Source organism: Nocardia sp. KT25-26 (assembly GCF_056627695.1).
Window position 1 is genome coordinate 5,063,569 of sequence record NZ_CM152813.1, and the last position, 11,944, is coordinate 5,075,512.

Consider the following 11,944-nt stretch of genomic DNA (forward strand, 5'->3'; position numbering starts at 1 on the left):
GCCGAACGGAGGTGGCCCAGCAGCGGGGTAGCCGAGATCGGCGCACCGACCAGGGCATACTCGCGGCCAGCCAAGGGGTGAGCGCGGACGGCGGCCCAGCCGTAGGTCGCTGCCTGAGAAAGGCCCGACCTCCCGGGTACCTATTCGTAAACCGCCCACCTCCGAGCGACAAATAGCCGGCCCGCCGTCCAGGACGCCGGTTTGTCGCTCATAGGTGGGCGGTTCGGGAAACGGTTCTGCCGAGTCCCGCTTCGTCGGCCCTGCTCGCGGCCGACGGCCGCACGGCACCGAGCACCCCGGACTCACGCAGCCGCGTACTCCCGCAACACCCGGCCCGCCGGACGAAGGTGGCCCAGCAGCGGGATAGCCGAGATCGGCGCACCGACCAGGGCATACTCGCGGCCGGCCAAGGCGTGGGCAGCGGCGGCCGCGGCCCAGGCCTGCTGGCAGCCGGCCGCCGGCCGGGCACGTATCACGCTGGACTCACCTGGCCGCATACTCCCGCAACACCCGAATCGCCGGACGGAGGTGACCCAGCAGCGGGGTAGCCGAGATCGGCGCACCGACCGGGGAATGTTCGCGAGCTGCCAGGGCGGCGGCCAGGGCGTGGGCGCGGGCGGCGGCGGCCGCGGCCCAGGCCGGTGGGCGGCCGGCGGCCAGCAGGGCACCGATCACCCCGGACAGCACGTCGCCGGAGCCGGCGGTGGCGGCCCAGGAACCGCCGGCCTCGTTGACCAGGGTGCGTTCACCCGGTGCAGCGACGAGTGTGGCGCGTCCCTTGAGCAGGACGGTTACCTGCCAGGCTTCCGACAGCGCCCGGACCTCGGCGACCCGGTCGTCGCCCGGTTCCCGGCCGGTGAGCCGGGCGAACTCACCGGCATGCGGGGTGAGCACGGTCGGGGCGGTGCGCCCGCGGACCAGCTCCGGTTCGGCGGACAGCAGGGTGAGACCGTCGGCATCGATGCAGACCGGCAGGTCGGTGGCCAGGATCTCGACGAGGCGTTCGCGGGCCTCCGATCCGGTCCCGGAGCCGGGGCCGAACACCCAGGCCTGGACGCGCCCGGCCGCGGCCACCGTGGGTGTCGCCACGACTTCCGGGAACCGGTGCAGCACCTCGGCGTCCGGCCCGGCGTAGCGGACCATCCCCGCAGTGGCCGCTACCGCTGCTCCGGTGCAGAGCACCCCTGCCCCCGGATAGGTGGCGCTACCCGCGCACACCCCGGTCACGCCCTGGCTGTACTTGTCGTCGAACGGGCCGGGCACCGGCCACCCGGCGCCGACGGCGGCAGGCTCCAGCGCGGCCAGACCCGGCGGCGGCAGTTCCAGGCCGATCGGGACCAGCACCGTCCGGCCGCACTGGGGTGCCGCCAGCGCATGCACCGGTTTGAGCGCACCGAAGGCGACCGTCACGTCGGCCCGCACTGCCGGTCCGGCCACCACCCCGGTATCGGGGTCGACACCGCTCGGCAGATCCACCGCAATGATCGGCGCCGCGGTCCGCGCCACGATCTCGGCTGCCACCGGCCGCAGCGGCCCCTTTCCGGAGATCCCGACGATTCCATCGAGCACGAGATCTACACCGGACAGTACGTTGGCGGTCGGGCGAACCACGTCCACTCGCGATTCGACAACCGTCGGAGCCGATCCGGCCTCCCCGTCCTCGGCCGAGCGCTCGACACCGACAGACGCCTCGCCCCCGCCGAACTCCGAAACCAGCCCGGTCTCCGCCGCCGATCGCGCATCATCCAGATCACCGTGCGCGACGCCGGACCGCACAATCCGCCCACCGGCCCGCCGCAGCGCTTCCAGCCCGGCCCGGTGCGCGCGCTCCGGGTTCAGCAGCACCGCCGTCACCGCCACCCCACGTCGCCGCAGAAAGGCCCCCGCCCACAATGCATCTCCCCCGTTGTCACCGGAGCCGACCAGCAGTCCCACCGAGCGGCCGACCACCCCACCGGTACGTTCGCGCAGTTCCTCGGCGACCACCCGGGCCAGTCCGTATGCCGCCCGGCGCATCGGCACCCCGTCGGCCACCCGAGTGAACAATTCCGCCTCGGCCGCCCGCACCTCATCGACCGGGTAGAAACCCCGTTCCGCACCCATGAACGCCTCCCGCAGCACTTCCGGATCGGTCCGACGCGACCTTACTCCGCCGCATCGGTTGCGCTAATCGCACAGAAGCGACCCGGATCGGCGCAATTTCGAGCTTTCGGCGCGGTTTGTGTGCGAATAGCGCAATCGGACCCGGCCGAAACCCGGCACCGAACCCGAGGACTACGCTCGACCGCATGCCGACCCGTCTCCGTACCGGAACCGCCCGCCGCACCGCCGGAATCGCCCTCCTGCTGGCGGTGACGCTGTCCGGCTGCACCGACGATACGGACGACACCACCGGCACTACCACCGGCAACTCCGCCACCTCGACGATCGACACCAGCGATTCACCACCGGCGACCCTCACCGTGCGGGTCGACGATATGGCCTTCTCCCCCGCGACAGCGACCGTCCGCGTCGGCGACACCGTCACCTGGGTGTTCAGCGACGACAAGCCGCATTCGGCGCAAGGTATCGGTGACAAGGCGATGGGCATCAACAGCCCGATCATGGACGAGGGCGAATGGAGCTACACCTTCACCGTCCCCGGCGAATTCCGCTATCTGTGCGCACTGCACCCGGATATGCGGGGCACCATCACCGTCACGGAGTAGCCGCTATTCGACCGTGACCGACTTCGCCAGGTTGCGCGGCTTGTCGACGTCGTAGCCGCGGGCCTGCGCCACCTCGGCCGCGAAGATCTGCAGCGGGACGGTGGACAGCAACGGCTGGAACAGCGTCGGCGCCGCGGGGATCTCGATCAGGTCGTCGGCGAACGGGCGCACGGCGTCATCGCCCTCTTCGGCGATCACGATGGTGCGGGCGCCGCGCGCCTGGATCTCCCGGATGTTGCTGAGCAGCTTGGAATGCAGCACCGCGCGACCCTTCGGCGAGGGCATCACCACGATCACCGGAAGGCCCTCTTCGATCAGCGCGATCGGTCCGTGCTTGAGTTCGCCCGCCGCGAAGCCCTCCGCGTGCATGTACGCGAGTTCCTTGAGTTTCAGCGCGCCTTCCAGTGCCACCGGGTAGCCGACGTGCCGGCCGAGGAAGAGCACGGTCGGACGGTGCGCCAGCTCCCGGGCGATGGCCCGCACCTGCGGCCCGGACTCCAGTACCCGCGACACCAGCTCCGGCATCGCCTCGAGCTCCTGGAATTCGCGGGCCACCTCATCGGGGTACTTGGTGCCGCGAGCCTGCGCCAGGGCCAGGCCGACCAGGTAGTTCGCGGCGATCTGCGCCAGGAAGGCCTTGGTGGAGGCCACGCCGATCTCCGGCCCGGTGCGGGTGTAGACCACGGCATCGGATTCGCGGGGGATCTGCGCGCCGTTGGTGTTGCAGATGGCCAGCACGCGGGCCTTCTGTTCCTTGGCGTGCCGGACCGCTTCCAGCGTGTCGGCGGTCTCGCCGGACTGCGAGATCGCCACCACCAGCGTCGACCGGTCCAGCACCGGGTCGCGGTAGCGGAACTCGCTGGCGAGCTCCACCTCCACCGGCACCCGGGTCCAGTGCTCGATCGCGTATTTGGCGAGCAGGCCCGCATGGTAGGAGCTGCCGCAGGCCACCACGAACACCTTGTCGAACTCGCGCAGTTCCTGATCGGCGAGCCGCTGCTCGTCCAGGACGATCCGGCCGCCGCGTTCGTCGGTGACGAAGTGGCCGATGAGCGTGTCGGCGACCGCCGTCGGCTGCTCCTCGATCTCCTTGAGCATGAAGTAGTCGTGGCCGCCCTTCTCGGCGGCGGCCAGATCCCAGTCGATGGTGAACGGACGCGGGTGCACGTCCTCGGTACCACCGGCGAAATCGGTGACCGAGTAGCTGTCGGCGGTGATCACCACGGCCTGGTCCTGACCCAGCTCGACCGCTTCCCGGGTGTGCTCGATGAACGCGGTGACGTCGGAGGCGATGAACATCTCACCCTCGCCGACCCCGACGACCAGCGGGGTGGACCGGCGGGCCGCGATGATCGTGCCGGGATGGTCGGCATGCGTGAACACCAGCGTGAACGCGCCTTCCAGCCGCCGCAGTACCGCGAGCGCGCTGGCAGCGAAATCACCGGCCGTCGGCCCCTCGGCGTAGGCCCGGGCCACCAGGTGCACGGCGACCTCGGTGTCGGTGTCGCTGAGCAGCTCCACCCCGGCATCCTCGAGTTCGTGGCGCAGCGGGGCGAAGTTCTCGATGATGCCGTTGTGCACCACCGCGACCTTCCCGGCGGCATCGGAATGCGGGTGCGCGTTGCGGTCGGTGGGCGCACCGTGGGTCGCCCACCGGGTGTGTCCCATCCCGGTGGTCCCGGCGAAACGCCCGGGCCCGTCGGCGTCCAGTTCGGCTTCCAGGTTGGCCAGCCGGCCCGCCTTGCGCTCGACCGCGATCGTGCCGGTACCGTCCAGGATCGCCACTCCGGCCGAGTCGTATCCGCGGTACTCCATGCGGCGCAGCGCATCGACAACGACGCCGAGCGCGTCCCGGTACCCGACGTAGCCCACGATTCCGCACATGGTTCACCACCCTACTTATCGGCTAACCTGCTCGCGTGTCGGTGTCTGTGAAATCGCTTCTGAGCGCCCTGTCCGTCCGTGGCCCACACAAGGTGCTGCGCGGGAATCTGGGCATCGCGGGCCAGCCCGGGGTGGTGTACACGCCCGAGCAGGGCAAGAATCTGCCAGCCGTGGCCTTCGCGCACGGCTGGCTGACCGGACCGGACAACTACCGTGGCCTGCTCGAACACCTCGCCTCATGGGGTTTTGTGGTCGCCGCCGCCGATACCGAACGCGGGCCGATTCCGTCACATCAGGGCTTGGCGGCCGATCTGCTCACGACTCTCGACATCTGCACCGGTGTCCGGCTGGGTGACGGTTCGATCAGCGTGCACCCGGACCGGCTGGCACTGGCCGGTCACGGCATGGGCGGCGGCGCCGCCGTACTGGCCGCTGCGAAGCGCCGGGTCGCCGCGGTCGTACCGCTTTTCCCGGCGCCCACTTCCCCCGCCGCCATCCCGCTCGCCCGCGATATCGACGCCACCGCCCTGATCCTGACCGGGACCGAACTGGACACCGCCAATTCCACCGCCCGCGACCTCGCTGCCGGCTGGTCCGGCCCGGTGGTGCTGCGGCAGCTGACCGGAGCGTCGAACACGGGCATCGTCGAGGGCCGCCGGGTGCTCTCCGCTCTCGGTGGCGGCAAATACGATCGCAAGACCGACCGAACCACCCGAGCCCTGCTCACCGGTTTCCTGCTGAACACCCTGGCCCGGGACGAGAAGTACGCACCGTTCGCCGACCCCGAACAGGCCATCGCGCACACCACGGTGATCGACCCGGACGCGCCGGTCGAGAAGGAAGACGACCGGCCGTCGGCCGCCCAGATCCGGCAGCTGATCAAGACGTTGCGGTCCTGAGGGGCCGCCGGACCCTCGGCACCGTACGGCCGTATCCGACGCCGAACCGAAATCCGCTGGCCCCACGCCTTCGGCCACCGATGGTCCCGGAGCCGGCCGCCCGGGCACACGCCGTGGTCAGTACGAGCAGAGCGGGGCGTCCTGCCACCAGTCGGTGATGATCTGGTCGTTCGTGTGGCCGATCCAGTCCACCAGGATCAGGAAGCGGCGCTGGTCCACGTCGCTGAAGGTGATGAACACCTGGGCCTCGATCGCAGCCCAGCTACCGGGGGCTGCCTTGTACACCCCAGGCGGGTTGAAGCATCCGTCGTGCGCGATGTACTCCGGCTCCATCAGCGGGTCGGAGAACTGCTCGTTATCCGCATTGACCTCGTCGATCTTTTCCTGCACAGCAGCCTCGGTGCCGTAGTCGTATACCTCGAACCACGGGCCGTCACCGCCGAGGCAGGAAATCCCCGGGTGACCGTCCTGCTCTACGTCATGGCATCGCGTGTCGCCGTATCCCCTGCTCCGGTAGGAATCGTCTGTGGGCAACAGTTCGGGAAACACGTCGACAATGGCTTGCTGCTGGGCGGGCCAGGGTTCCCTGGTCGCATCGGAAACCGAATCAGCGATCGCGCCGACGATGCCGATGCCGCAGAGCACGACCACGACGCCGATGATGGCGAGCACGATCCAGATCGCATTGCTGCTGCGCCGACGCGGCACGGCCGGGCCGATCGGCCGCATCGGCGCATACGGCTGTCCCGGTCGCATGGCCGGATTCGGCGCCGGGTGACCGGGATTCGGTGCCATCGGGCGGGAATACGGCTGCGGTACCCGCTGGTTCGGCATCGGGGCAGCGTAGTGCGGTGAAATCGGCTGCCCGGGCAGCGACGGGCTCGGCGGCACCGGGTGTGCCGGGAACGACGGATGCCGCCCCATCGGGGCAACGCCACCACGCAACGCCTGTTCGGCTGCGGCAGCGAATTCGCCGCACGATGCGTACCGATCCTCCACCCGCTTCGCCATCGCCCGCGCCAGTACCGCATCCAGTGCCGCCGGGAGTTCGGGGCGGCGGGAACTGGGCGGCGGTGGCGGCGCCGACATATGTGACTCGATCACCGAGACCGGGTTGGTCGCGGCGAACGGGGCGTCCCCGGTGAGCAGCACGAACAGGGTGCAGGCCAGCGAATACTGGTCGCAGCGATGGTCCAGGGCGAGCCCGGCCAGCTGTTCGGGCGCCGCATAGGCGAGCGTGGCGGTGAAGGTGCCGGTCTGGGTCAAGCCGTTGGTGTCGTCACGCAGCCGGGCGATCCCGAAGTCCGCGAGCAGCACCCGTTCGGGCCGCCCGTTCTCGGCCGCACCGAGCAGGATGTTCGCCGGTTTGATGTCCCGGTGCAGGATCCCCTGCCCGTGCGCATAGTCCAGGGCCGCAGCGGCTTCGGCGACGATCCGGACGGCACGCGCCGGATCGGTGGCCCCCAGCGCCGCCGCATCCGTCCCGTCGACGTACTGCATCGAGATCCACAGCGTCTGCCCCTCGAGCCCCCGGTCGTACACCGAAACGATATTCGGATGCTCCAGCTGCGCAACGAGATCCGCTTCCCGCTCGAACCGCCTCCGGACCTCCTCCTCCCCGAAGACATCCTCGTTCAGCAGTTTCAGCGCAACCTTGCGCGGCAACCGCGGATGCCGCGCCAGGTACACCGTGCCCATCCCGCCCCGGCCGAGCACTCCTTCGATGCCGTAACCGACGAAAACATCACCAGCACCCAGGCCACGCACCGGCGCCCCCCATCCTCTGTCGAACACAACCGAGCAGCGCCAATGCTAGCGCCCTACAGCCCGGTTCAGATCAGCCAGCTCTTGCGCTGATAGAACTCGGCCTCCGGATCGCCCTCGTCCAGCGGCCGCACGGTGTCGGATTGCGCCTTCCGCCTGGCCCGGGCCGCCGCAATGGCCGCCCGCTGATCCTCCTCGGTTTCCAGCGACCGTGTTTCGGGCGCCCAATGCCGCCCCTGCTGTTCCTCGGCACCCGGTGCGAGCCAGTGCCGCCCGGCCTGCGGTTCCTGGTGGTGGTGCGCGGCCGGTGCCATCGGCTGTCCCGGCGGTGTCGTGCTGCGCGCGGCCCAAGGGTCTTGTCCCACTACCGGACCGGGACCGCCGGGGTGCGCAGGCTGGGGAACGGTCGAACCCGGTGCGGCCCACGGGTCGCGCCCCGGTACCGAATCAGCCGGGCCGGGCCGCGTCATCCCGGGTTCCGCCCGCTGTGCGTCGGGGTTCTGTTCCTGCTCCGATTGACGCTGTTCGGCTTCGCGGCGTTCCTGCTCCGCCTGCTCCTCGGCCTTCTCCTCCCAGAACTCGCGCATCTCCTGGGCAGACCGCTCCGCCAGCTCCCGAGAGCGAGCCGCGGTCCGTTGGTTGATCTCGTGCAGTTCCTCGAGCAGCAGCCGGGACCTGCGCTGATGCTCCTCGCCGATGCGTTCGATCTCCGCGATCGGATCCATGCCTTCTCCTTCGAATCGCTAGCTGCGGAGTCCGGGCGCGATCACAGTGGACCGGCCTGAGCCAGTTCGCCACCGGTATCGGGCACCGGTGGCTCGGATTCCGACGGAACCGGAGCGGTCGGCGGCTCGACAGGCGGTGGGGTCTGCGCGACCGGCTGCTCGGGCGGCTGCTCCGCACTCTCGTCCGACTCTTCCTCGGACTGTTCCACCGGCATCGGCTGCGACCAGTGCTCACCATCCGGTTCCTGTCGGCCGCTGCCACCGGGCCCACGCAGTCCGCCGGCTCCGGGGGTCTGCGCCCCTTCTTCACCGTCGCCTTCGCCGGTGTCCTCGGATTCGCCCTCTTCGGCCTCCGCGTCCGGATCGGTCAGCGTCGGCACACCGTTCTCATCGAATTCCAGCTCGTAGTCCTGCGGCTCGCCGTTCTCGTCGGTCACCACCAGTTTCAACTCGCCGTCCGGGCCGATCTCCACCGACACCTGCTTGCCGTCCACCTCGAACTGGGCAGCCGGCGACTCACCCTCACCACCTTCCGGATCGAGGATGTCCTCGGCCTGCTCCTGCAGCTGTGCTACCGCGGTATCGAGGTCCTCCCCCAACGTGCTCGTCAGCGATTCCAGCCCCGTCTCGGCCTGCGCCGCCATCGTGCTGACCAGCGACCCCAACTGAGACCCGATATCAGTCAGCGAGGAAAGCCCGCTAAGTAGATCCGAGAGATCCAGGGCCTCGTCATCGTCGTCTTCGTCGTCATCCGTGTCGGTATCGGTGGTCGGCGTCTCGGTATCGGTCGTCGTCGGCGTCGTACTGGCCGGTGTGGTCGAAGGAGTGCCGCTGCCGTCTCCCGACCCATCCCCGTTGCCGTCACCGTTCCCGTTGTCGTCGGTATTCACCTTTTCCGGATCACCGGCAGGCGACTCGTAGGCAGACGTTTCGAACCGACCAAGAACACCCGTCAACATCTCATAGACAAGTTCACAACTCTCGTGTGAGGAATCGCAGTTCTCCACAAAAGTACTTCGCTTGTCATCGTACTCGACTTTGAAAACCTCATCCAGCCAATCATTGCATACCCGACGCACCTTCTTCGCAAAATCGGAATCAGCTTGATAGCCGGCACCCAAGGTTGTAGAAGTTAGTACCGTCCACGCGTTGTCGAGACTGTTTGCATCCAACTCCGGAAATATTCGCCCCAACTTGGTGATCAACTTTTCCCCACCGAACGGGTTTGCGCCCGATGAAAGCCAACCCGATTGCGCGCCCGATATTATCTCATCGATATCCTCTGGACTTTTGCCATCAACAGAAACTTCGTCGGTAAACCCACACGAGTCCTCATCGGCAGATACCATAAGTTCCTTGGCATGCAATGCAGTCCTCTCGGCAATCGAACGAAACTGCGGCACCGCAGCCCGGAACACAGTCATCCCATCACGAACCTGCTTCAGATCGATTTCTGCTTGCCCGAGCTGATTTCGCAACATCCCGATGCCCGACTCAGCAGCAGCACCACCCCACACGCTGGGCAGCGAATTGGCTATCCGGTCCTGCGATTCCCACTCGGTATCGGCAGATGCAAGCATCTTTTCAAGACCGTCCACCGCCGCTTCCATACTGGCCAAGCTCATTCCGCGCTGGCGGTCATATTTGGCACACAGCTGTTTCCAGCTCAGCCCGCCCAAACCGCCAAACGCTCGCTCATATCTACGCTCGAGTTGAATGAAGTACTGCAGACCACCCGCGCCATCATCCAAAATCTCATCGACGTCCTTACCCATTCAAACCCCCTACCCTCCGGTTCGGATCACGACTCGAGCGCTGGGTCATCAGCCAATTCATTGGTCGATTTTGCATTTCTCTCATCCACATGAGTTACCTCGATGACCACCTTGCCGATGGCATCCCCAACATTCTCGGTTGCAGTCGACCAGATACTCAGCCAGTCGGCAACATTTTCCAAGAAGTCGTGGACTTTTTCCCCATAAGACTGGTATGCGCGGCCACACTCCAGCTCGTCGCCATTACTTCCCGTGCCAAACATGTTATCGCTTATGTTCTGCGCCGATGTTCGGACGTCACTAGCCGACATACGTAGTCCGTTCCCACACTGCGCGACACCGGCCTCATCGAGGACGAAGCCCCCTCCGACAGACTGTCCCATACTTCCTCCATGCTCCCGATCAGACGTGTAAGGGCATCGACCGATTACTGAACAGTTTTACGTCTTTAGACGCACCCCACCCCCATCCGGTTCCACCGAACCCTTACTCGTCCAACTTCCCCTGGTCCGTACGCACCCACTCCGACGTCCCGTCGGGGTTGCGCCGGTACTCCCAGGCCGCATAGTCACCATCACCTTCGACGACGGTGACGTGGTCGGCGAGGCCGTCCTGGTCGTAGTCGGACCAGATGCGGGTGGCGTCGGAGTCCGGCGAGGTGAGGGATTCGGGGACGCCGTCGCCGTCCAGGTCCTGGTCGACGTGTTCGAGCTCGACGGCACCGAGGCCGCCGAGCGGGGTGTGTGCGTCGACCTCGGGTAGGTCGAGACCGGGGAGTTCGCCCGAACTGGCCATGGATTCCTCCTCGACGGATGGGTGGGTGGGTCGGCGCTACCGACCCATCCTGTCATTCCCACGCCCGCAAAGCAGCCCCCGGATCACTTCTTCGGGATCACCAGCCACAGCACCAGGTAGATGATGAACTGCGGGCCGGGCAGCAGGCAGGACAGGACGAAGAGCAGCCGGATCAGGTTGGCGTTCCAGCCGAAGTATTCGGCCAGGCCGCTACAGACTCCGGCGATCCACTTGTCGCTGGTCGAACGGGTGAGGCGTCGTGTCGGTGTCGTCATACCTCCACGATCCGCGCCACGGGCGTCCGGCGCATCGGGTGCCGGACGGATTCGGACCCTGATTTCCCGGGATCCGATCTCAGGGACCGACCCTGAGCGATCCGGCCGATCCCCGGCTCGGCACCGGCACAATACCTCTGGTGTGCCGGATCGGTCTGGGCCGGACCGGCAGCACCGACCTGCCGCCGCCGGCGGCCCGTGCGAGGAACAGGACTCGATGATGACCGACACCGCACTCGGCCTCGACACCCGGATCACCCTGTTGGTCACCGGGGTGATCTTCCTGCTGGCGCTGCTGCTGGGCGTCTGGAAGTACCACGGCATGCGTACTTCACTGACCGGGGCGGCGCACGAGTACGTCGATATCGCGCACCGGGCCGCGCTGATGTACGCGTTCGCGGGCCTGCTGCTGGCGGTGTTCACCGAGCTCAGCGCCTGGCCGACCGCGGTCAATCTCACTGCCGATGTGGTGGTGCTGGCCTTCTTCCTCGGAGCGATCGGCTCGTATGCCTGGCACGGCTATCGGCGCGACACCACCAACCAGTTCCGGGGCAGCATCTCGCCGGCCCTGCGGTGGACGATGTACGCGCTGATCGGGGGCGAGATCGGCGGATTCCTGGTGTTGTTCAGCGGCTTCCTCGCGGCGTAGCGAGGTCAGCCGCCGAAATCGATCCCGGCGCCGATCGCCATCCCGAAAACTCCGGCCAGCAGGGCGGTCAGCACGACGACCAGCACGATGATGATCGCCCGAAGCTGGCGGGTACCACGGATATCCGCCAGCCGATCCCGGTTGGGCAGCGGGAGTCGGCCCGATACCGGACGCTGTCCGTATCCTTCGTCGTAGATCGGCTCGGTCGCGTATCCCGGTGGCATGACCGAACATCCCGGTCGGCCGCAGGCACCGCCACAGTTGTGCGGTGGGTGCGGATCATCGGAATACGGTGCGGCGGGCGGATAGCGATCCTGAACCGGGGCGTGATAGCCCCTCCCGGGCAGCTGCGGCACCATCGGGTCCCTTCGAATCGTACTGCGCGCCAAATCCTCCGGTGCACGCCGTGCACACCTGATTCGGGCACCCAGGGTCGGTGACTGCTGTTCCGATGGTAGCCGGACACCTGC

General features: G+C 67.5%; 13 protein-coding genes. 3 read left to right on the forward strand and 10 right to left on the reverse strand.

Annotated features, from left to right (window positions below; translation table 11 throughout):
- Positions 1–302: 302 nt before the first annotated feature.
- Together AC1HFH_RS23000 and AC1HFH_RS23005 are read right to left on the reverse strand one after the other, a co-directional pair.
- Positions 303–476, reverse strand: a complete 174-nt coding sequence (locus AC1HFH_RS23000) for a hypothetical protein (RefSeq protein WP_480244860.1) — start codon at positions 474–476, stop codon at positions 303–305.
- A gap of 7 nt (positions 477–483) precedes the next feature.
- Positions 484–2,103 carry an NAD(P)H-hydrate dehydratase gene (locus tag AC1HFH_RS23005; protein ID WP_480244861.1) on the reverse strand — a complete coding sequence of 540 codons (1,620 nt, stop codon included), beginning with the start codon at positions 2,101–2,103 and terminating at the stop codon, positions 484–486.
- Positions 2,104–2,288: 185 nt separating this feature from the next.
- Here AC1HFH_RS23005 and AC1HFH_RS23010 point away from each other — a divergent pair, with 185 nt between their 5' ends.
- Positions 2,289–2,708 carry a cupredoxin domain-containing protein gene (locus AC1HFH_RS23010; RefSeq protein WP_480244862.1) on the forward strand — a complete coding sequence of 140 codons (420 nt, stop codon included), beginning with the start codon at positions 2,289–2,291 and terminating at the stop codon, positions 2,706–2,708.
- A gap of 3 nt (positions 2,709–2,711) precedes the next feature.
- Here AC1HFH_RS23010 and glmS read toward each other — a convergent pair whose 3' ends face one another.
- A complete protein-coding gene (gene glmS, locus AC1HFH_RS23015) occupies positions 2,712–4,592 on the reverse strand; it encodes a glutamine--fructose-6-phosphate transaminase (isomerizing) (protein ID WP_480244863.1) in 1,881 nt (626 codons plus the stop codon).
- A gap of 35 nt (positions 4,593–4,627) precedes the next feature.
- On the opposite strand from glmS, the gene AC1HFH_RS23020 reads away from it, so the two are divergent.
- A complete protein-coding gene (locus AC1HFH_RS23020) occupies positions 4,628–5,491 on the forward strand; it encodes a poly(ethylene terephthalate) hydrolase family protein (RefSeq protein ID WP_480244864.1) in 864 nt (287 codons plus the stop codon).
- A gap of 117 nt (positions 5,492–5,608) precedes the next feature.
- Here AC1HFH_RS23020 and AC1HFH_RS23025 read toward each other — a convergent pair whose 3' ends face one another.
- The 6 genes from AC1HFH_RS23025 to AC1HFH_RS23050 all read right to left on the reverse strand — a co-directional run bounded on the left by AC1HFH_RS23025 (position 5,609) and on the right by AC1HFH_RS23050 (position 10,825).
- Positions 5,609–7,258: a serine/threonine protein kinase gene (locus tag AC1HFH_RS23025; protein WP_480244865.1), complete on the reverse strand. Its 1,650-nt coding sequence runs from the start codon at positions 7,256–7,258 to the stop codon at positions 5,609–5,611.
- Between the two features lie 65 nt (positions 7,259–7,323).
- The gene (locus tag AC1HFH_RS23030) at positions 7,324–7,980 is read right to left on the reverse strand and encodes a hypothetical protein (protein ID WP_480244866.1); all 657 of its coding nucleotides are present in this window, start codon (positions 7,978–7,980) and stop codon (positions 7,324–7,326) included.
- A 41-nt stretch (positions 7,981–8,021) separates the two neighbouring features.
- The gene (locus tag AC1HFH_RS23035; protein ID WP_480244867.1) at positions 8,022–9,755 is read right to left on the reverse strand and encodes a hypothetical protein; all 1,734 of its coding nucleotides are present in this window, start codon (positions 9,753–9,755) and stop codon (positions 8,022–8,024) included.
- Between the two features lie 26 nt (positions 9,756–9,781).
- Positions 9,782–10,138 carry a hypothetical protein gene (locus AC1HFH_RS23040; RefSeq protein WP_480244868.1) on the reverse strand — a complete coding sequence of 119 codons (357 nt, stop codon included), beginning with the start codon at positions 10,136–10,138 and terminating at the stop codon, positions 9,782–9,784.
- A 103-nt stretch (positions 10,139–10,241) separates the two neighbouring features.
- Positions 10,242–10,550 carry a DUF6802 family protein gene (locus AC1HFH_RS23045; RefSeq protein ID WP_480244869.1) on the reverse strand — a complete coding sequence of 103 codons (309 nt, stop codon included), beginning with the start codon at positions 10,548–10,550 and terminating at the stop codon, positions 10,242–10,244.
- A gap of 83 nt (positions 10,551–10,633) precedes the next feature.
- Positions 10,634–10,825 carry a PspC domain-containing protein gene (locus AC1HFH_RS23050; protein WP_480244870.1) on the reverse strand — a complete coding sequence of 64 codons (192 nt, stop codon included), beginning with the start codon at positions 10,823–10,825 and terminating at the stop codon, positions 10,634–10,636.
- Positions 10,826–11,042: 217 nt separating this feature from the next.
- Here AC1HFH_RS23050 and AC1HFH_RS23055 point away from each other — a divergent pair, with 217 nt between their 5' ends.
- Positions 11,043–11,474 (forward strand): hypothetical protein, encoded by a 432-nt coding sequence (locus tag AC1HFH_RS23055; protein ID WP_480244871.1) that lies wholly within the window; start codon positions 11,043–11,045, stop codon positions 11,472–11,474.
- 5 nt (positions 11,475–11,479) lie between these two features.
- On the opposite strand, the gene AC1HFH_RS23060 is transcribed toward AC1HFH_RS23055, so the two are convergent.
- A complete protein-coding gene (locus AC1HFH_RS23060; protein ID WP_480244872.1) occupies positions 11,480–11,698 on the reverse strand; it encodes a hypothetical protein in 219 nt (72 codons plus the stop codon).
- Between the last annotated feature and the right edge of the window lie 246 nt (positions 11,699–11,944).

Bases quoted from the DNA above. Each gene is read 5' to 3' on its own strand.
- AC1HFH_RS23055 (WP_480244871.1), top strand. From the start codon at position 11,043: ATGATGACCGACACCGCACTCGGCCTCGACACCCGGATCACCCTGTTG.
- AC1HFH_RS23030 (WP_480244866.1), bottom strand. From the start codon at position 7,980: ATGGATCCGATCGCGGAGATCGAACGCATCGGCGAGGAGCATCAGCGC.
- AC1HFH_RS23010 (WP_480244862.1), top strand. From the start codon at position 2,289: ATGCCGACCCGTCTCCGTACCGGAACCGCCCGCCGCACCGCCGGAATC.
- AC1HFH_RS23060 (WP_480244872.1), bottom strand. From the start codon at position 11,698: ATGCCACCGGGATACGCGACCGAGCCGATCTACGACGAAGGATACGGA.
- AC1HFH_RS23005 (WP_480244861.1), bottom strand. From the start codon at position 2,103: ATGGGTGCGGAACGGGGTTTCTACCCGGTCGATGAGGTGCGGGCGGCC.
- AC1HFH_RS23045 (WP_480244869.1), bottom strand. From the start codon at position 10,550: ATGGCCAGTTCGGGCGAACTCCCCGGTCTCGACCTACCCGAGGTCGAC.
- AC1HFH_RS23050 (WP_480244870.1), bottom strand. From the start codon at position 10,825: ATGACGACACCGACACGACGCCTCACCCGTTCGACCAGCGACAAGTGG.
- AC1HFH_RS23035 (WP_480244867.1), bottom strand. From the start codon at position 9,755: ATGGGTAAGGACGTCGATGAGATTTTGGATGATGGCGCGGGTGGTCTG.
- glmS (WP_480244863.1), bottom strand. From the start codon at position 4,592: ATGTGCGGAATCGTGGGCTACGTCGGGTACCGGGACGCGCTCGGCGTC.
- AC1HFH_RS23040 (WP_480244868.1), bottom strand. From the start codon at position 10,138: ATGGGACAGTCTGTCGGAGGGGGCTTCGTCCTCGATGAGGCCGGTGTC.